This window comes from Roseovarius litorisediminis, from assembly GCF_900172295.1.
GTDB classification, from domain to species: domain Bacteria; phylum Pseudomonadota; class Alphaproteobacteria; order Rhodobacterales; family Rhodobacteraceae; genus Roseovarius; species Roseovarius litorisediminis.
This window is the reverse complement of sequence record NZ_FWFL01000003.1, coordinates 234344-253069: the sequence shown is the minus strand read 5'-3', so window position 1 is coordinate 253069 and position 18726 is coordinate 234344. Positions and strand designations below refer to the sequence as shown.

The following is an 18726-nucleotide window of genomic DNA, read 5'->3' as shown; positions in this document are numbered from 1 at the left end:
GGCCTGTTCTTGTAAGGTTCTTACCTGTCCGCCCCCGGCGACCAGTTAACACCACATGCAGCGGCGCAAACCTGATGCATCGTTCACTACACGGGCAAGTCTTGTGCTTTTCTTGAAAGACACGACGTGCGCGCAAAACCTGTCACTGTTCCGGAAAACCAAGGCGAAGCAAAGCGTCGCGCAATCTCTCGCGTGTCTCTTCATCCCTGAAAGGAAATGCCGAAAAAAACATGGCAGAGGAAGTTTCCGGTCGGGCTGCCAGGCTTTGATCGCGCCAAAATACAGCCTTGTCATGTTGCCCAGCAATCTGCCAGGCCGCCGCAGATATGGCCTTGATCAGGAAATGTGCCCCGGGTTTGCGAGCGCCGCGCTCGGCCCAGATGGCGGCTTGATCAAATTCACCGGTATGGAGATAGGCAAGGCCCTTTGCTGAAAACATCGCATAAAGCAACGGATCAATCGGACTGAGATCTACCGCACGCGAGATATGCTCAAGAGCCGCTGCCCCATCTCCGGCCATGATCTCTGCCCATCCGCGCGAATAAAGGCCATGGGCGAAATTCGGGCTGAGGACCGTCGCCTGTTCGAGCCACCCGAAACCGGCTTGCGGGGCTCCCTCAAGCCAATAGGACCGCCCCAGATTGTAATTTATGAACGGGTCCAGCGGGTCGAGTTCCATGCCACGGAGCGCATGTCTGCGGGCTGCTTCTATGGCGATGCCCCGGTCTCCTTCATAGCGCAGAAACGCCGACTGAAAACTTGTGAAGGACAAGGCGCCGTAAGCACGTGCGAAATCCTGATCCAGCTCCAATGCGCGACGGAAATACCCGTCAGCAAGGGCATTGTCTGCCTTGTTGAACCGATACATATGCTGAAGACCAGTATGATAAAACGCCCAGGCATCCAGCAAGGCCGGGTTCCGCGTCCGAGCGAGCTGTGCTTCATGCTGCGGTATATGCTGTTCAAGCATGGAAATGACGCGGATAGAGATCTCTTCGCGTAATTGATGTACGTCAGCAAGCGGTCCAGAGAGCCGATCAGCCCAGACAATCCGCGCTGAACGGCAGTCTACCAGTTCGAGGTTCACAGCAGCACGCGGCCCGAAAATTTCGATCTCGCCGGTCAGCACATAGGTCGCTCCGAGTGCCACACGAACTTGTTCGATGTCTATATCGGGGCCATGGAAGCGAAAGCTTGATCCGCGCGCAATAACCTTCAACCAGCGCAGGCGAGAAAGCGTTGTGATCAGTTCGGCGGGCAGGCCGTCGGCAATGGCGCCCCGGTTTTCTGCATCGCCGATCAGGTTGAAGGGCAAGATCGCCAATGTGGGAGCCTGCCCCTTGCGGTCCATCTCAGGCTCGGGCTGTGTGTCTTTGTAGTTTGCTGCGACCCCGGGAACTTGCATCGTTACCCTCCCGACGAACCGAAAACCGCGCCCACGCACCGTTTTGACGTATTTCTGGGTTGTTCCATCATCCCCCAACGCACGCCGCACCGATTTCACAACGGTCGAAATTGCAGCGTCGGAGATGAAGCGTCTTTCCCAGACCTTCTCGACAAGTTCGTCTTTGGTTACCAGCCTCCCGGCATTTTCGATCAGATGGACCAGCAAGGAGAACGCAAGCGGCTCGATCGCAACCGGCTCGGCCCCGAGGCACAGTTCGCCATGGTCGATCTGAACCAAGAATTCATCAAACCTGTATTCCAAGTGTCCTAACCCCGAAATTCTCAGAATATCCTCAAGAAATACTCAGACCCCGCTCAAGCTTGCCCGCGTCGGTATCCGTATCCTTTCTTCAGCACCGCACAACGAGGCTACACACAGGAGACCGAGATGAACACGCATGTAAAGCAAATTAACGTAGAGCAGGCGAATGCCCTCGTCCAGTTCTGGAACCAAACGCTCGCCCCGAAATTCGTCAAATACCGCCACATCATAGAAGGCGGTCTGTCGCGTCACAGCGAAGCGGTCATGCCTCTGCTGGATGTCCGCGCCGGCGATCATGCGCTGGATGTCGGTTGTGGCTTCGGTGACACCGCGATCGAACTGGTCGGCCGGGTCGGTACAAACGGCAAAGTTCTTGGCGTTGATTGTTGCGATGCCTTTCTGGACATCGCCCGCAGCCGTTCTGAGAAAATGTTCCTCCCGAACTTGCGTTTCGAAAATCGCGATGCCGAGCGTGATCTCGTCGAGGCAGAGTATGACTTTGTGTTCGCCCGGTTCGGCACGATGTTCTTCACGAACCCCGTAGCGGGTCTGCGCACGATGCGCAGGGCACTCAAGCCTGGCGGGCGGATGGCGCATATTGTCTGGCGTCAGCGCGAGGATAACCCCTGGCTGTCCGACGCCCGAGACGTAGTGCGCCGCTTTTTGCCGCCGCCGGGCCCCGATGCGCAAACCTGCGGCCCGGGTCCTTTCTCGATGGCCGATGAGAAGGTGACCCGGATGCAGATGGAGGCCGCCGGCTTTGCCGACATCGAGTTTCGTCGGATCGACGCCAAGGTCAACGTGGGCCGCGATGTCGAGGATGCGGTCAATTTCCAACTGGCCGTCGGACCGGCAGGCGAAACCTACCGCGAGGCTGGTGCTCTTGGAGAAACACGCCGCGCGGAAATCGAAGCGGCCCTGTCCAAACTCTTCGAGGGCGTCATCGAACGCGAAGGTGGGCTTTGGATGGACAGCTCCTCCTGGCTGATCACGGGCCGCAACCCAAGATCCGCCTCCTAGGCGCCACCAGCAGGGCAGGATCGCCGAAGGCAGTTCGCTTGGGCCTGCACCGAGACGATCTGCGGATCCACGGCCCTGGTCCGTCCGAGATCAACTAAATGGATCCGCCGGAGAACCGCCTTAACCAGTAACCGTAACGAGTAACGCAGGCCGCCGGGCTTCAGCGCGCTGCCCCTTTCAAGAAGACCCCGGGGCGCATCAGTGCATCAACCAACCAACCAAATATGAAACTGAAAGGAACCCAAAATGACAGTTCACACCGAGATAAAAGCCAACAATGGCGTCGACACCGAAGCCCTGATGGGCGCACGCGGCGCATTCGAGCAGATGCCCGAAGCCGCAGCGTTCACCTTTCGCAGTGATTGCAGCTGGATCGAAGGAACCTACAGCACGAACAACCTGAATGGATACTTCGGGCTGGGCCAGGAACACGCACGCAAGAAGACCTATACAATCGAGTCCGATCATCCGGAGGTCTTCCACGCCGCCGACCGTGCCCCGACCCCGCCGGAAATCGTGCTCGCCGCCCTGGCAAGCTGCCTGACAGGTGGTGTTGCCTCGGTCGCCCAGCACCGTGGCATCCAGCTGAACTCGGTCAACGTGATCGTCGAAGGTGATGTCGACGTGCGTGGCATTCTGGGCATGGACCCGGATATCCGCAACGGCTTCTCGGCCATCCGCGCCACCTTCGATATCGACGCCGATGCATCAGCCGAAGATATCGCGGCGCTGGTGTCCCAGTCGCAGAAACGCTCGGCGGTATTCGACATCCTGACCAACCCCACCAACGTGCATGTGTCGGTCGCCTGAGGCGACCGACCACCCCGAAAGGAGCGAGGGTCATGAAAAGAACAACGACCGTCATTGTCGGCGCCGGCCAGTCCGGGCTCGCCATGAGCCGAGAGCTTGCCGCGCGCGGCGTGGATCACGTGATCCTCGAGCGCGGCAAGGTCGCCAACAGCTGGCGCACTGAACGCTGGGAAAGCCTGCGCCTGCTGACTCCGAACTGGATGAATGGCCTGCCAGGGGCCATGTACGCTGGCCACGACCGCGATGGCTATATGTCCGTTGCCGAACTGATCATCCGTTTCAAAAACTATGCCCGCGCAACGAATGCGCCGGTGATGACCGAAACCTCGGTCCTGCGGATCGCGCCGTTCTTGAAAGGCTACCGAGTTCAGACCGACCAAGGCGCCATCGATTGCGAGTGTGTCGTTGTGGCCACCGGCGCCGCAACCCTCGCCAGCCGCCCGGGTTTCGCCGCCGACCTGCCCGGCGATATCGCTCAATTTACACCGCTGGATTACAAGCGTCCGGGCGATCTGCCACCGGGGAAGATCCTAGTGGTCGGGGCATCTGCCTCGGGCACGCAGATTGCCCGCGAGATTCAATCAAGCGGGCGCGAGGTAACGCTGGCCGTCGGAGAACATGTGCGCGTGCCGCGAATTTTTCGCGACGCCGACATCCTGACCTGGATGAAAATCACCGGCCGCTGGAGCGAACGCTTTGATCAGGTCGAAGATCTCGACCGTCAGCGCCGCCTGCCGTCACTGCAATTGACCGGTGAAGCCAGAGGCAACCCGCTGGACCTGAATGCGCTTCAGGACATCGGCATCGAACTGGTCGGCCGCATGGTCGCCATCCGCGATGGCGCTGCTTTGTTCTCGGGCTCCCTGTCCAACGTCTGTGCAGCGGCGGATCTGAAAATGGATCGCCTGTTGAACGGATTCGACACTTGGGCGACCGAAGCCGGACTGCAGCCTTTCGTGGACCCGTCCTACAAGTTGCCACGTACACGCATTCCGACGGCCCCGCGCCTGTCAATCGATCTCGTCCGCGAAGGATTTGGCGCCGTTGTCTGGGCAACGGGTTTCCGCCCCGACCACAGCTGGATCGATCTCCCGGTCTTCGACCGCAAGGGGCACATCCAGCATCAGGGCGGTGTGGTCTGCCGGGGCCTCTACGTTATGGGGCTGCCGTTCCTGCGCCGCCGCAAATCCACCTTTATCGACGGTGCGGGCGACGATGCCCGTGACCTCACGACTCATCTTGTAGACAGTTGCCGCCAGACAATCGCGGCTTAAAGGAGTGAAACTGATGGAAAATCTGATGCCTGCCAATACTGAAGACACCGACCGCGACATCCGCATTCGAACGGCGCAGGCCAAGGCTGTGGATCGGATGAAAGCGGACCCCGACCTCGCCCGCAGCATCACTTCCACAACCGGAATAATCCAGGATGGCCTTGCCTGCAACATCCGGCAGGGCAACTTCACGCTGGTCTCCGACCTCGGACGCGGTATGGGAGGCGATGCCCACGGGCCGTCTCCAAGCTTCTACGCAAGAGCCGCAATTGCCAGCTGTGTTGCCATGGCCGTCAAGATGCATGCCGCCAACAAAGGCAAAGTGTTCAAAACGGTCGAGGTAACTGTCGAAACCGATATGCACGATCTGGCGCTGTTCGGCATCGGCGGCATGTCGGCCGCACCACTCCAGACCGATATCTCCATCGTGATTGACAGCGACGAAGAGCACGGCGTCGTGGCCAACATCGTGGATACCGCGCTTGCGCGCGATCCCTGGTACCTTGCGCTTCGCGACAAACAGATGGTCGCGACCACGCTGGAGCAAATCACGCCCGAGGGGTGACCCTTTTTAGATGATGGCATTGGATCGAGCGCCTCATACAAAGGATTGCAACCACTCGCCCCGCTATTGGACCATCCTGTTTGAAACTGGTTTCACGTTCGGGGCGTCTTTCGCCTTTAGCGCGCTGACGATTTCTGGCTTGCGCGTTGCCCGCAATCCTGCGGATCAAAGGCTAAGAATGTCAGGTCGGAATCCGCGGCACATAAGCCTAACAGCACCAATCACGGGCGTGATGCCAACCGGCAGCCCGTGATTGGTGCTGAAACCGGGTCAGTTTCAAAAGCTCATTGACAGAACCAGACCTCTGATTTCACGCCTTGCCAGCATCGCCGATCTGTAATGGGGCGTCGCGGCTTACCATACGGATGACAAGCGGCACGTGATCCGAGACATCGCGCGTGAAATCCGTCACCGTTTTATCAAGCCGCACGATGGCTGCGTCATCGCCGCTGATGGGTGACATGCGCACGTCATTGCTGACCACGATGTGATCAATCAAGGACCGATAGCGCGCCCCCACATAAGAAAGGGCGTTGTCGGCGGCATCATCGGTGGTCAGCGTGAACAGATCAGGCGCATCGGTCAGAGGGCTGAGCACGTCATTGTTCAGGGTCTCGTTAAGATCGCCGCCAAGCACCACAGGCAGCTTTTCGGTGTCACGGATATCGGCAATCACCTCGGTCAGGATTTCTGCGGCAAGACGGCGGCGGGCCTTGCTTTGCGGATCGCCAAAGGCCTTGAGATGCAGCAGGATCATGATGAATTCCACCGGCTCGCCGCTCTTGGTGTTGGGCGCGACCTTGACGTTGGCGATCAACGGGCGTCGCGGAAAGGCAGTGCGCCCGGTTCCGGTTGTCGCGGCCCAGGCCGATTTGTGGCGGTTCATGATCTTGGCGGAAATGTTCACCTCGGTGGTCTTGCTGTCATAAAGAACGGCAAGATCCTGGCTCCCTCTGACGTTGAGGTACTTGTAGTCATAGCTCTGCCCGAGGGCCTGAAGCGATGCAATCAGGCGATCCATCGCGTCTTTTTGCACCTCGACAAGGCCCATGGCGTCAAGCGACAGGTGACCCAGCACACCGGCAACCGCATTCACCCGCATGTCGGAAATGGCATCGTTGAAGTGTTCGATGTTCCAGAACCCGATATCGGCGAATTCAAGCGAGCCCCTGTATTCGGGCACTTCGACTTCCTGCGTACTGGCCCCGGTGATGCCCGCGATATCGAAGAATCCCAAATGCGGAGAGCTATCGGGGATGGTCGAGAGCAGCTGCACCAACCCCGGTGAGCCGGCTGCCTCGCTGTGCTGGCGAGCCACAAGATGCGACACGATTGCTGCGATCCGCACGCCTTCATTGGTGGTCACGCCGTTTTCGATCCACCCGGCGTGGTGCAGGGCCACCAGATCCCAGGCGTTGTTGAACACCGGGCTGCCGGACGATCCCGGCTCGGTATCGGTTTCATACCAGACGACCTTGTCCTTGACCCGCAACACGTCATTGTTGTGAAGCGCCACCTCTTTCGGGCGGCCGCGCGGGTGCTGTACGATATTGACCTTTTCGCCGCGCGTCACCGTCGACGGGTTGCGCAGCAGCGGGATCGGATCAAACTCGTCCAGCACGGGATCGTCACAGCCGACGATGGTAAAGTCCAGCTCCTTGGAGGTCACGAAAAACCGGTCCGGGTCAAGATTGACCATCAGGCTGGCGCCGCCTTCTTCAAAGCGGAATTCGGCGATCGCTTCGCGGGCCTCTTCCTTGTCGGCGATGACGTGGTTGTTGGTCATGATGAACTTGCTGGTTCCGATCAGAAACCCTGTGCCCGACCCGCCCGGCAGGTTGACCCGACAGACCGAGGCCGCCGCATCCGCCCCGCGATAAAGGAAGCTGGCCGGCAGGAAATCGGCCCCGCCCGAGATTTTTTCGAAGTGCTGCGAGATGTCCTGTTCGATTTCCTTGCGCCGGCCTTCGTCTTCGGTCGGCGGCAAAGGCGTTTCCAGCAATTCGCGCCCTCGGGTATCGACCAATTCGCGAAAGGCCTGCGGCTCAAGATCCTGCGCATCGATCATCGCCTCTTTGCCCGGTGACAGTGGGGCGGTGGCCTCGAATTCGGTGACCGACCCGAACATCGAGGCAATCACCGAGCGGAACTTGTCGGCGGCGTCAGCATAACCTTTGTTGTTGGGGTGCAACTCGTCGTGCCAGTTGTCGCCCACCGCATTCAAACAACTGACGCGCACGACCGAGCCAGGAAACTCTGACGCCAGCGTCACCAGTGCGGCGTTAAAGCGGTTGATCATCTCGGCCACGATCCGCGTCTGTAGCGCCTTGTCCTTGATGCCAAGGCTGGCCATCGGCTTGCCCAGCCAGCGGGCGTTGTCGGGTCGGGCGTAATCATAGCCGTGGCAGAGAATTTTCAGCCCCGGAAATTCGGCCAGCAGCGCGGTAAAGATCGAGCGATAGACGCCGATGATATCCTTCAGGCGCTTGCCGAAAGTGGCGTTGGGATAGTCCTTGGCTGGTCTGCCGGCCTTGAACGGATGAACAGCGGTCTTCAGCATGCCATCGCCCAAAAGGTCATTCCCGCCGCCGCTGATCAGAAACACATGCGGCTTTTGCTGGCGCACCGCCTGCAATATCTCGTCCTGATCCAGCATGTCCTGTACCAGATCACCAGCCGCCCCGAGGCTGTAGATCGCGTAATCGTCGAACAGCTGGTCAATCACATCGCGCAGCAGGAAAGGATATTGAAACCAGCTATCGCCTTCGGACACGATGCGAAGCCCGGTCCAGCCGCTCTCGATTTTCCGCTGATACCTTTTCTGACGCCGCCGTTTGGACATGGCGTTGAAAAATCGCATGGCGACATCGGCTTCAACGCCCTCGTCATCCACAAGTTCCGGGTTGATCCGGACCTGCGGGGCGAAGGCGTCAGAAACCTCCGAAGCTTCCAGAAGGTAGGCGGCAATTTCTTCATCCGGGGTGTCGATATCGCGAATTTTGGCTTTAAGCTCAGACAGTGTGATTTGCTGTGTCATAAGGCACCTCTGGGTCTATGAGTGAGGCCCGAAAAACCGGGCAAAAACCGGTTAGAAAAAACCTTAATACTTGTGTCCCGGAAATAACAAATTGGGACTGACACCGATCTAACCATAAAAAACCGCAAATTCCCGAACGATGGGTCAACCGCAGGGTGATCGGCCAATTCTTGCCGGTTCAATAGAGCATACGTCGAAAATTGGGGACTGACCTGATATTTATCAAAGGCCGGGAGTGAAATGGAAATACCCTTTAAGGGCGATCACCATGCGTCTGACAGGAGAATTTCAGTTGCCTGAGCCCGTTTTAGTTACAGTAATTTTAAAGCCAGTACCGGACCCGTCCGGCTCAGAGTCGATGGCTCATGCCTTTGCAATGCTGAAAGATTGGGCAGCCACACAGAATTTGACTGTGCAGCCCCCTGTAAATACCGACGCTGAAACCCTTCGGTTTGCGGTTGTTCTGACCTCTGATGTGGATCAGGCAGACGCGCTGATTGCGGATCTTCTGGGCAAGGCGTTCGTTGACACCAGTTACAGAAAGCCAGCTGACGCCCTCCCCTAGGTCATTTTCAACCAAGGAGGAGTTCAAGACATGACTGACGACACATTGAACACCGCGCCGGCATCCCCGCGCGAAACCATCGTTGTGATGCAGCCTGACGCGGGCCTGCGGTCTTCTGCCGGGCGATTTGAAACCACCACGGCAGAGCCGGTCACAGACCTTGAAAAGGTGCTGAAGAAATACAAGGCCAGCATGTTGCCGATGTTTGGCAGCACCGAAGAACGTGTCGAGCTTGAAATGATGGAGGAATCCGCCGAGGGCGACGCCCCCATGCCAGAGCTGAACCGCTTCTACAGGCTTGATGTCGACGACGCCAAAGCCGAGGAAGCCGCCGAGGCCCTGGCCAAGCTGAGCCAGGTCGAGGCCGCCTATGTCAAACCCGGCGCAGAGCCCCCCGTGATGCTGGATGACGGCCCGGCACCGGGCCTGGACGAGCCCCCCGTGACACCGAATTACGTGTCGCGTCAGGGTTACCTCGATCCCTCGCCCACAGGCGTGGATGCAAGATGGGCCTGGGCGCGCGGCGGCGGGCGCGGGCAAAACGTGCGCATCATCGACATCGAAGGCGCCTGGCGCTTTACGCACGAGGACCTGCGCCAGATGCAGGGCGGCGTGGTCGGCGGCACCCAGTCCACCAATATCGGCTGGCGCAACCACGGCACGGCGGTGCTTGGCGAGTTTTCCGGCGATCACAACAGCTTTGGCATCTCGGGCATCTGCGATCATGCCACGGCATCGGCGGTGTCGATCTTTGGCGGCATGGGCTCGGCCGGGGCGATCCGCCATGCCACAGCGCGGCTTCGGCGCGGGGATGTGATGCTGCTGGAACTGCACCGTCCGGGACCGCGCCACAACTTTCAGTCGCGCGGCGACCAGAAGGGATATATCGCGATTGAATGGTGGGAAGACGATTTCGCCGCCATCCTCGCCGCAACCCGGCGCGGGATCATCGTGGTCGAGGCCGCCGGCAACGGCGCCGAGAACCTTGATGACAACCTCTATCAGGCGCGCCCCGCCGGATTTCCCGGCAGTTGGACCAATCCGTTCCGCCGCTCGAACCGCGATTCCGGGGCGATTGTCGTCGGGGCCGGCGCGCCGCCTCCCGGCACCCATGGGCGCAACCACGGGCCGGATCGCTCGCGGCTGGATTTCTCGAACTACGGCGCGCTGATTGATGCCCAGGGCTGGGGTCGCGAGGTCACGACCTGCGGTTACGGCGGGCTTCAGGGCGGGAGCGAAGACGTCTGGTACACCGATACCTTCTCGGGAACATCCTCTGCCTCGCCCATCGTGGTGGGGGCCATCGGCTCCTTGCAGGGCATGGCCCGCGCCCGCGGCACGGCGGTTCTAAGCCCGGCCAAGGTGCGTCACTGCCTGCGCACGACAGGGGCCGCGCAAACAGACGGACCGGGGCGCCCGCGCACACAGCGCATCGGCAACCGGCCCGATCTCAAGGCGCTGCATCGTTGTGCATTTGGTCCGGTCATCAAGGCCAAGGAAATCACCAAGGAAACGGTGAAAGAGATCGAAAAGGTCAAAGAGCGCAAGGAGTTCATCAAGGAGCTGAAGGAAAAGGATCGCAAGGAGTTCAAGGAGAAGGAATTCAAGGAGGGCAAGGACAACAAGGAGATCAAGGAATTCAAGGAGAAGGACAAGGATCGCTTTGAAAAGGCCCTTGAAAAGCGCTTTGACAAGCAGCTTGAGAAACGGGCCGAAAAACAGGTTGAAAAACAGATCGAGAAGCAGGCCGAGAAGCAACGTGAAGGCGGCCTGACACCGGGCGGTAGTGACATCGAGACCCGGATTGCCTCGCTTGAGGCGATGGTCAGTGACCTGACCCATTTCATCACCTCGGAACTGCGCCCAGATCTGGCGCAGGGCGCGCAGGATTATGCGGGCGAGTACGATGACCCCGAACTTGCGGCGCAAATGGCCAAGGATGAAAAGGACAGCAAGGACACCGAAACCTTCTGATCCCGGCCCGGCCCCGCCGCATCCGCGGCGGGGCCCTTCTTTCTGGTGAAAGCCATTGATATGATTGTATTTCTATGCTCTCCCGACGATATATCGGCGCGTTGGTTTGTCGCGAGTTTGCGGCATGATCACGGTATTGCCGCACAGATCATCACCCCGCAGGAATTGGTCTATGCGCCAGATATGGAGCATCGGCTGGACGGCATTGACACCTTTAGCAGTGTGACGCTGAAATCCCACGGTATGCTCGACAGCAGCTCGATCACCGGCGTGGTCAACCGGCTGGAGTTTCTGCCCGACGCGCATCTGGCACGGGTCAGCGCAACGGACCGCGCCTATATTCAGCAGGAATTGCTGGCGATCTGGTCAAGCTGGATAAGTGCACTGCCCTGCCCCGTCATCAACCGGCCAACGGCGATTTCCGTAACCGGGCCGCTGTTTCATCCCGCGATCTGGCACCAACACGCCGCCGCCGCAGGCCTGCCGACGGCGCCGATGCTCTATGACGTTGACCTGCCTGATCCGGTGCCGCCCGTCCCGGTGCACTCGGTGATCGTCTGCAGGGACCAATGCCACAGCCCAACCGTGCCACCCGATCTGTTCGGGGCCTGCTGCGATCTGGCGCGCTATGTCGGCTTCGACATGCTAGAGGTGATGTTCGGCCAGGGACCGGAGGGCGCGGTGTTTTCGCTTGCCTCGCCAGTCCCCGACTTGAGCCGCGCAGAGCCCGGCCTTTTGGCACAGGTGGCGCAGATATTTCAGGAGGGCGCGCCATGATCGTGTTGGCTGGACTGCCCGATGAGCCGCCCCTTGCCCGCGTCGCGACCGCGCTGGATGATCTCGGCATTGCCTTTCGCATGATTGACCAACGCCGCCACGCCGATCTGCATCTGGCCTTTGATCCGGCGGCTGCGCAGGGCGTCTTGCAGGGCAATCTGCGCTGTGCGGGACAAGACGATATCGCCCTTGAAGAGGTCACCGGCCTTTATCAGCGACTGCATTCCGACGAAAGCTTTCCCGAGCTGTGCAAGCTGCCCCCCGACGATCCGACACGGCAGCGGTTTTCGAGTTTCGTGACGCTTTTCACGGTGTTTTCCGACCTCTGCACCGGCAGGGTTCTGAACCGGACACCGGGGATGGGTACCAATAATTCCAAGCCGTTTCAGGCACAGATCATTGCCCGCGCCGGCTTTGGCATTCCACGCACCCTGATCACCAATGCCCCGGAGCGCGCCCGCGAATTTGTAGAAGAGGCCGGGGCGCAGGGCCGTGAGGTGATCTTTAAATCCGCCAGTGCGGTGCGCTCGATCGTGCGCAGCGTAACGGCCGATGATCTGGCCCGGCTTGACCGTTTGCGCATCTGCCCGGTGCAGTTTCAGGAGCGCGTCGAGGGCCGCGATGTGCGGGTGCATGTGGTCGGGAGCGAGGTCTTTGCCACGCGCATCACCACCACGGGCGTCGATTACCGCTATGCCAGCCGCGACGAAGGCGGCTCTACCGAGCTTGAGGCTTTCGATCTGCCGTCCGAGGTGGCGAAGCGGGCCGTTGCCCTGTCGCAGATGCTTGAATTGCCGCTGGCGGGCATTGATCTGCGCGAAACGCCGAGCGGGGATTGGGTGTGTTTCGAGGTCAACCCAAGCCCGGCCTATTCCTATTACGAGGCCAATACCGGCCAGCCGATTTCAACCGCGATCGCGCGGTATCTGGCGGGCTGATCGACCAAACGCCCACGAAAAACGGCCCCCGTTCCATTTATGAACGGGGGCCGTTCGCATCCTGCTCCGCCTTAGCGAGAGACGCAGAACGAGCGCCACATCGTCGTGTGCCGACTGATGGGGCTAAAGTAATTCGCGGCAGGGGAAAAGTTGAGCTGGATCGCCCGATCCCAGGCCCGGAAATGCACCGTGAAACCGCACACATCCGGCAGGTCGGTCGGAACGCTTTGCGCCGCTGCAACCGATGCATAGGCCGCCGTCAGATCGAACCCGGTCTTGAGCGGCACAAGGATTGAATTCGGCGGCTGTGTGCCCGTGCCGTCAAGATCGGCCCGCCCGTCATCGAATTCGGGTTGGTCGGCGGCCGTGGTGATCATATGGGCACCAACCACAAATCCACCCGACCAGCGCAGATCATATTTCCAGAAGTGATCGTCATTGATCCGGCCCTTCATATCAAGCACCACAGGCTTGCCTTCGCCTTCGACCTTGCATTGATCGCCAAGCGGCGAGGTCGCAGAGGCGCGGTAGATGTCAAACCACATATCGCCAGTGCCCGACGAGGTCTGCAACAGGTTGTCCGGCAGGCTGATGCGGTCATTGTCGATCTGAACGCGCACCGCGGCGCTCACGTAAGTGGGGGTCGTGGCGCCGATTTCACGCATCACCAGGCGAACCCGAACCAGGGCATTGCTCGCCCCGGTGGTCGAGTCCCAGACCGCCAGGCTCGGCGGATCACCGCAGCCGTCGAAGCGGCGGTAATCCGTCACCGCGAACCAGCCAAGCGAATCGCTGTCATAGACATCATTGCGCGAAATCGGACAGGGCGACGCGGGAGTAGGCCGCACCATCCGGCGCCAGTTGTCGCTGGCCGGATGCACGACACCGGGATCGGCAAAGGTCGGAAACCCCGCGCCCTGATCGATCTCTACACGGTATTCGTATTTGGCAAGCTCCGGGCAATTCACCACTTCGGGCATCGAGCCCTGAATGCGGATATCGTTGGCGAAGGGCCGCTGCGTGACGCCCGCAAAATCGGCAAGGCCGGTCGTCGGGTCGATCACGCCGACCTCGACGTTGCTGATAAAGGTGATCGACGGGGGCGCGCATTGCACCACGTCGCCCATGGTGTCATGCAGGGCATCAAGCCCAAGATCGCGGGTTGCCGGTTCCAGCGTTTTCAGCAGGTCCCCCGCCTTAAGCCAGATCGACGGCCCGGGCTGAAGCACATCGCCATCAGTGAACGGCGTGCGCCCGAAGCCAACGATCTCGGTCGACATCAATTCGACCGGAACGTTTTCGATCGGATCAAGTGCCGGGGTAAAGGCATCAAGCCCGTAATCGGCGCCGCGCACCGGAATACCCGCAGGAAGGGCCGGCAAGAGCGAGGCGTTCGAGCGCACAATCACACCGTCACGCGCCGACAGCAGATCGCCATCCAGAAACATCGGCTTTCCGATTTCCGGTGGCGTCCCTTCGGTTGAAAACCAGATATCGACATCCAGTTCCTTCAAAATCCCCGCAAGCTGATCGGGATTATCCCGCAGCCGCCCACTGCGGGCCAGCTCTGCAAGGCGGCGCAACCGGTCTTCCTTGCCGACAAGAGTCACCGCATCAAGGCCAAGATCCAGTGAGCGCGGCAGCCTGAAGCGCGCCAGCAGAGCCGCGTTGGGAATGACCCCGCCGTTGGTGAACAACAGATCGCCCGCGGTGAACTGATCGCCATTGGGGCTGTCGAGTTCGGTGGAAAAGGCAATCAACTCGCGCTTTTCATCGACCGACGCGACCGCATCAAGGCCAAGGTCCACGCGCGAGATATCGAACTGACGGATAAGATCGGCATTGCGCCGACATATCCGCGCACCGGCTGAAACATCCCAGGCCAGAAGGTCGCCGTCCGATATGATGGGATTGCCATCTGCGGGTTTGGGGCCTCTGGTCAGAAAATCCTCGGACGTGGAAAACAACAGGCCACTGCACGGATTGTCCTGCGCCAGGGCGCTCTCGGGCAAACCGGCGGCCACCAGGAAAAGCCCTCCGAAGGCTGCGGCCAACACCGGCCTTAATCGGCAACTGTACTGTGAGACGTATTGAACAATCATCGACATTGCGAGTTCCTCCAATAAATATTCTCTAAGACCGACTAGGGTATGCGAAAATTTCTACCCTGAATTGATAACAATCAATTAAGAGTTGTTTATTTGAGGTATTGCCGCTGCAAAACAGCTGCACGTGAAGCTTTGCCCGTCTGATGTTCCGCCCTTTTAGAAGCCGTCAAACTGCGCATCCTTGTCTGCGGACCGTCAAACTTACAGATGGACAATAATCACCTTAGCGACGTTCAAGGTGAGGCGCTTTAAACCCGATGCTGTAATCTCAATCGACGCATGCGCCCCTAGCAACGGTCGCGGCCTAAAACCCCGCAGCGGACACACGGCAAACCCGGTCGTCCAGCCCCATGCCGCGTCGCCAGTTCGCCGCCGTGGCCGGGCCAAACGGCCACATCTACGGTTTTGGCGGTCAGCAAAAGGCAGGCCGTTTTGCTGATGCCGTTTTTCTGGACTCTGTCGTCGCGACCTCAGAGCCGGTCACCGATTGAGAGACCGCCAAAATCGCAATCCGACCTGATTGATCAACATCAAAGGCCTGACGCGCAATCCGTGCCACAAAGAAGATCGCGCGGCAGAGTGCAAGCCCCTCAAATCGCACCCCTTCACCGGGGCAAAAGACGCCTGACATCAGAGGCCCTCAAAATGACAAAAAAGAAATCCAAGGCAGAATCGCTCCCGACAGGGCTGGCGCCCAAGGTGCTGCGCATGGAATGCGACCCGGCGGACCTTGGGTTTGAAACCACCGCCGACCTTCGCTCGACCCACACCATGATCGGGCAGGACCGCGCAATCGACGCCATCAACCTTGCGGCCAGCATCACCCACAAGGACTTCAACATCTACGTTCTTGGGCGCATGGGCATGGGACGTCACGAAACCGTGTCCAAGTTGATTTCCGAACAGGCCGCTGACCGCCCGGCCCCCTCGGATTGGGTGTATGTCAACAATTTCGATGCGCCACACAAACCCAACGCCATGCAGCTTGCGGCGGGCTCTGCGTCTCTTTTGAGATCCGCCATGCAGGATCTGGTCGATGATCTGGCCAACGAGATTCCGGCTCTGTTCGAGTCAGAGGAATATCAGACCCAACGCCGCGCCACCGAAGAGGAATTCGGTCAAAGACACGAAGAGCCGATCGCCGAATTTGCCGAGCGTGCCGCGAAAGAGGGTGTCGCGCTCTTGCGCACGCCGATGGGGTTCATGCTGGCCGCAATCATTGATGGCAAACCGATCAAGCCCGAGGTTTACGAGGCGCTTGCCCCCGAGAAACGCAGAGAAATCGACGCCAAGGTGGAACGGCTGCAAGATCAGCTCGCCAAGGTGCTTCGCCATGGGCCGCAACTTGAAAAGGAATACCGCCAGCGGATCGAAGAGTTGCACGCCGGGCTGGCAGAGCGCGTCGTGTCGCTTCGGGTCAAGGAGGTCGCGGACCAGTTCAAGAAAGTTGCCGAGGTCGGCATTTACCTGGAGAAAGTCCGTCAGGACATGATCTCGAACGCCGAGTTGTTTCTTGTCTCAAAGGAAGGGACGAACAACGGCCCTTTCCCCGAAGTGATCCGGAAATTCCACCTTGAGCCACAGTTTGACAGATACGCCGTGAACATTATGGTGTCGCATGAGGTCTCCAAGGACGTCGCCGCGCCGGTTGTCAGCGAAGACTTGCCAACCCTGCATCACCTGACCGGCCGGATCGAGCATATTTCGGAAATGGGCACGCTGGTGACCAATTTCACCCTGATCAAGCCCGGCGCGCTTCATCGGGCGAATGGCGGCTTTCTCGTGCTTGACGCCGTGCGCCTCTTGTCCGAGCCCTACGCCTGGGAGGCGCTCAAGCGCAGCCTGCAAAGCCAGTCGATTTCCATCACCTCGCTCGGTGACCGGCTTGGCCTTGTGTCGACGGTCTCACTTGAGCCGGATCCGATCCCGCTCAACCTGCGCGTGGTTCTGATCGGCGACCGGCGCCTGCACATGCTGCTTTGCCTACTTGATCCGGAATTCAATGAGCTGTTCAAACTACAGGCCGATTTTGAGGATGACCTTCCCAGAACGGCCAAGAATACCAGCCTTATGGCGCGGGTCGTCGCGGGCTATGCCCAGCAGGAAAACCTGCACCCGATGAGCGCGGCGGCGGTTGCGGCGCTACTGGATCAGGCGGTGCGGCTGGCCGATGACAGCAAGAAATTCACGCTGCAACTTGGCGCGCTGAAGGACGTGATGCGCGAGGCGGATCACTATGCCGGGCAAGCGGGCAAGGACTTGATCACCGACGCAGATATCGCAGAGGCCATCACGCAGGCCGACAGACGCGCATCGCGCATTCAGGAACGCCTGCAAGAGGCCGTCACGCGCAAGACCATTCTGATCGACACCGCTGGATCGGTGGTCGGCCAGGTCAACGGCCTCTCGGTCGTCGGCACCGGCCAGCATTACTTTGGCCGCCCCTCGCGTATCACGGCGCGTGTCAGGATGGGCGCCGGCAAGGTGATCGACATCGAGCGCGAGGTCGAACTTGGTGGTCCGCTGCATTCAAAGGGCGTGCTGATCCTTGGCGGTTTTCTGTCCTCTCGCTATGCGCGCGACGTGCCGATGTCCTTGCATGCCAGTCTGGTGTTTGAACAAAGCTATGGCGGCGTCGATGGCGACAGCGCCTCGTCTGCCGAGCTTTATGCGCTTCTCTCTGCCCTGTCCGGCGTACCGATCCGGCAAGGATTGGCGGTCACCGGATCGGTCAACCAGAACGGCGAGGTGCAGGCCATCGGCGGGGTCAATGAAAAGATCGAAGGCTTCTTTGACACCTGCAAGGCGCGGCGGCTGACCGGCGAACAGGGCGTTCTGATCCCGGCCGCGAATGTCGAGCATCTGATGCTGCGCCACGATATCGTCGAGGCGGCAAGGGCCGGCAAATTCAGGGTCATTGCAATCAAGACCATCGACGAGGGCATCGAGGCCCTGACCGGGCGCGAGGCCGGAAAACGCAAACGCAACGGCGCGTTCCCCGAGGGCAGCATCAATGCGCTCGTGGAGGCGCAGTTAAGAGCATTTGCCGAAAACCGTCGGCGCTTTGCCAAGAATGACCTGGCCCCGCCAAAGCCGGAGGACATGACATGACCGCCCCGCCGCACGCCGAAACCCGCATCCTGATCGGCGCCGGGTCTTTTGCCGATGCAACTGCTGCTCTCAAGATCATCGGTCGACTGGCGGAGGGGGGGAATGTCGCCTTTGGCGGGCTGTTGATCGAAGACCGGGACATGCTGAACATCTGTCAGATTCCAAATCAGCGGGTTGTCTCGGCCAGCGGCACGCTCGTGTTCGCCCCAAACCCGGCACAGCTTCGCACCGTCCTTGAAGCCGATGCAAAGGCCTTTCAGCGCTCTCTGGCAGAGGTTGCCGGGCTTGCCGGTGCCGCCTGGAGCTTTGAGCACTCTATCGGCGAGCTTGTGCAGCAATCCCTGACGGCCTCTGCCGGGTGGGACATCGTCGTGGTCGGGCACCGAAGCGTGCATCCGATGCGGGGCAAGATCATTTCGCTCAGGGCCGCGCCGGTGGCGGATGACGCGCTTGAGGCGTTTTCCGATCAGCTGGCCAGGGCCCTGGCAACCGACCACCTGGTGTTCTCGGTCGGTGAGCAATCCGATGGCCCGCCCCAGTCACATGCATTTGCCGACCTCGGCGGCGCACTGGCGGCCCTTGCCCGCCTGAATGTGCAGGCGGTCCTGCTTGACCTCGCGCACGGGCCGGTCCGCACCCCGGATCAGCTGCGCCAGGTGCTCGAGGTCGCGCGCTGTCCTCTGTTTGTGTTCGGAGCAGCGGCCTCGGGCGATCAGCTTGAGCATAGCACGCAAATCCCGCCCAGCCCGAAGCGCCGCTAGGCACATACCCGCCCCCTGCCGTCAAAACAAAAGCTTTGCCGCTTGAGCAAAATCAAAATTTTGGCGCGTTCACCCGCT

The 18726-nt window shown here is 60.0% G+C and carries 14 protein-coding genes; 11 read left to right on the top strand and 3 right to left on the bottom strand.

The features are described 5' to 3' along the window. Positions 1-142: 142 nt before the first annotated feature. Positions 143-1708, bottom strand: coding sequence for a winged helix-turn-helix domain-containing protein (locus PEL8287_RS07340; RefSeq protein ID WP_176228583.1), 1566 nt, complete (start codon positions 1706-1708; stop codon positions 143-145). 126 nt (positions 1709-1834) lie between these two features. Between PEL8287_RS07340 and PEL8287_RS07335 the strand changes: the two genes are divergently transcribed. The 4 genes from PEL8287_RS07335 to PEL8287_RS07320 all read left to right on the top strand — a co-directional run bounded on the left by PEL8287_RS07335 (position 1835) and on the right by PEL8287_RS07320 (position 5377). Continuing rightward, complete coding sequence (locus tag PEL8287_RS07335; protein WP_085891723.1) at positions 1835-2728, top strand: class I SAM-dependent methyltransferase; 894 nt, start codon at positions 1835-1837, stop codon at positions 2726-2728. Between the two features lie 246 nt (positions 2729-2974). Further along, the gene (locus PEL8287_RS07330) at positions 2975-3538 is read left to right on the top strand and encodes an OsmC family protein (RefSeq protein WP_085891722.1); all 564 of its coding nucleotides are present in this window, start codon (positions 2975-2977) and stop codon (positions 3536-3538) included. 32 nt (positions 3539-3570) lie between these two features. Next, positions 3571-4812, top strand: a complete 1242-nt coding sequence (locus PEL8287_RS07325; RefSeq protein WP_085891721.1) for a flavin-containing monooxygenase — start codon at positions 3571-3573, stop codon at positions 4810-4812. Between the two features lie 13 nt (positions 4813-4825). Beyond that, positions 4826-5377, top strand: a complete 552-nt coding sequence (locus PEL8287_RS07320) for an OsmC family protein (protein ID WP_085891720.1) — start codon at positions 4826-4828, stop codon at positions 5375-5377. Between the two features lie 310 nt (positions 5378-5687). Here the strand turns inward: PEL8287_RS07320 and PEL8287_RS07315 are convergent, their stop codons facing one another. Then, entirely contained in the window at positions 5688-8414 is a 2727-nt protein-coding gene (locus tag PEL8287_RS07315; RefSeq protein ID WP_085891719.1) for a trypsin-like peptidase domain-containing protein, read from the bottom strand. A gap of 292 nt (positions 8415-8706) precedes the next feature. On the opposite strand from PEL8287_RS07315, the gene PEL8287_RS07310 reads away from it, so the two are divergent. From PEL8287_RS07310 to PEL8287_RS07300, 4 genes are read left to right on the top strand one after another with little or no spacing between them, the layout of a single operon-like run. Further along, positions 8707-8979, top strand: a complete 273-nt coding sequence (locus PEL8287_RS07310; protein ID WP_176228582.1) for a hypothetical protein — start codon at positions 8707-8709, stop codon at positions 8977-8979. Positions 8980-9009: 30 nt separating this feature from the next. Further along, a complete protein-coding gene (locus PEL8287_RS07305; protein ID WP_217807669.1) occupies positions 9010-10953 on the top strand; it encodes a S8 family serine peptidase in 1944 nt (647 codons plus the stop codon). Positions 10954-11013: 60 nt separating this feature from the next. Further along, positions 11014-11730, top strand: a complete 717-nt coding sequence (locus PEL8287_RS19970) for a hypothetical protein (RefSeq protein WP_176228581.1) — start codon at positions 11014-11016, stop codon at positions 11728-11730. Beyond that, positions 11727-12668: an ATP-grasp domain-containing protein gene (locus tag PEL8287_RS07300; RefSeq protein WP_176228580.1), complete on the top strand. Its 942-nt coding sequence runs from the start codon at positions 11727-11729 to the stop codon at positions 12666-12668. Before PEL8287_RS19970 ends, PEL8287_RS07300 begins: the two co-directional genes overlap by 4 nt. A 71-nt stretch (positions 12669-12739) precedes the next feature. On the opposite strand, the gene PEL8287_RS07295 is transcribed toward PEL8287_RS07300, so the two are convergent. Continuing rightward, entirely contained in the window at positions 12740-14776 is a 2037-nt protein-coding gene (locus tag PEL8287_RS07295; protein ID WP_085891716.1) for a hypothetical protein, read from the bottom strand. Positions 14777-15126: 350 nt separating this feature from the next. On the opposite strand from PEL8287_RS07295, the gene PEL8287_RS19965 reads away from it, so the two are divergent. The 3 genes from PEL8287_RS19965 to PEL8287_RS07285 all read left to right on the top strand — a co-directional run bounded on the left by PEL8287_RS19965 (position 15127) and on the right by PEL8287_RS07285 (position 18648). Continuing rightward, a complete protein-coding gene (locus tag PEL8287_RS19965) occupies positions 15127-15267 on the top strand; it encodes a hypothetical protein (protein ID WP_176228579.1) in 141 nt (46 codons plus the stop codon). A 154-nt stretch (positions 15268-15421) separates the two neighbouring features. Next, entirely contained in the window at positions 15422-17887 is a 2466-nt protein-coding gene (locus tag PEL8287_RS07290; protein ID WP_085891715.1) for a Lon protease family protein, read from the top strand. Continuing rightward, positions 17884-18648: a hypothetical protein gene (locus tag PEL8287_RS07285; RefSeq protein WP_085891714.1), complete on the top strand. Its 765-nt coding sequence runs from the start codon at positions 17884-17886 to the stop codon at positions 18646-18648. Before PEL8287_RS07290 ends, PEL8287_RS07285 begins: the two co-directional genes overlap by 4 nt. Positions 18649-18726: the final 78 nt, after the last annotated feature.

Excerpts from the sequence above, each read along its gene's own strand:
- PEL8287_RS07335 (WP_085891723.1), top strand. The coding sequence starts at position 1,835 with ATGAACACGCATGTAAAGCAAATTAACGTAGAGCAGGCGAATGCCCTC.
- PEL8287_RS07330 (WP_085891722.1), top strand. The coding sequence starts at position 2,975 with ATGACAGTTCACACCGAGATAAAAGCCAACAATGGCGTCGACACCGAA.
- PEL8287_RS07325 (WP_085891721.1), top strand. The coding sequence starts at position 3,571 with ATGAAAAGAACAACGACCGTCATTGTCGGCGCCGGCCAGTCCGGGCTC.
- PEL8287_RS07320 (WP_085891720.1), top strand. The coding sequence starts at position 4,826 with ATGGAAAATCTGATGCCTGCCAATACTGAAGACACCGACCGCGACATC.
- PEL8287_RS07315 (WP_085891719.1), bottom strand. The coding sequence starts at position 8,414 with ATGACACAGCAAATCACACTGTCTGAGCTTAAAGCCAAAATTCGCGAT.
- PEL8287_RS07305 (WP_217807669.1), top strand. The coding sequence starts at position 9,010 with ATGACTGACGACACATTGAACACCGCGCCGGCATCCCCGCGCGAAACC.
- PEL8287_RS19970 (WP_176228581.1), top strand. The coding sequence starts at position 11,014 with ATGATTGTATTTCTATGCTCTCCCGACGATATATCGGCGCGTTGGTTT.
- PEL8287_RS07300 (WP_176228580.1), top strand. The coding sequence starts at position 11,727 with ATGATCGTGTTGGCTGGACTGCCCGATGAGCCGCCCCTTGCCCGCGTC.
- PEL8287_RS07295 (WP_085891716.1), bottom strand. The coding sequence starts at position 14,776 with ATGTCGATGATTGTTCAATACGTCTCACAGTACAGTTGCCGATTAAGG.
- PEL8287_RS19965 (WP_176228579.1), top strand. The coding sequence starts at position 15,127 with ATGCCGCGTCGCCAGTTCGCCGCCGTGGCCGGGCCAAACGGCCACATC.
- PEL8287_RS07290 (WP_085891715.1), top strand. The coding sequence starts at position 15,422 with ATGACAAAAAAGAAATCCAAGGCAGAATCGCTCCCGACAGGGCTGGCG.
- PEL8287_RS07285 (WP_085891714.1), top strand. The coding sequence starts at position 17,884 with ATGACCGCCCCGCCGCACGCCGAAACCCGCATCCTGATCGGCGCCGGG.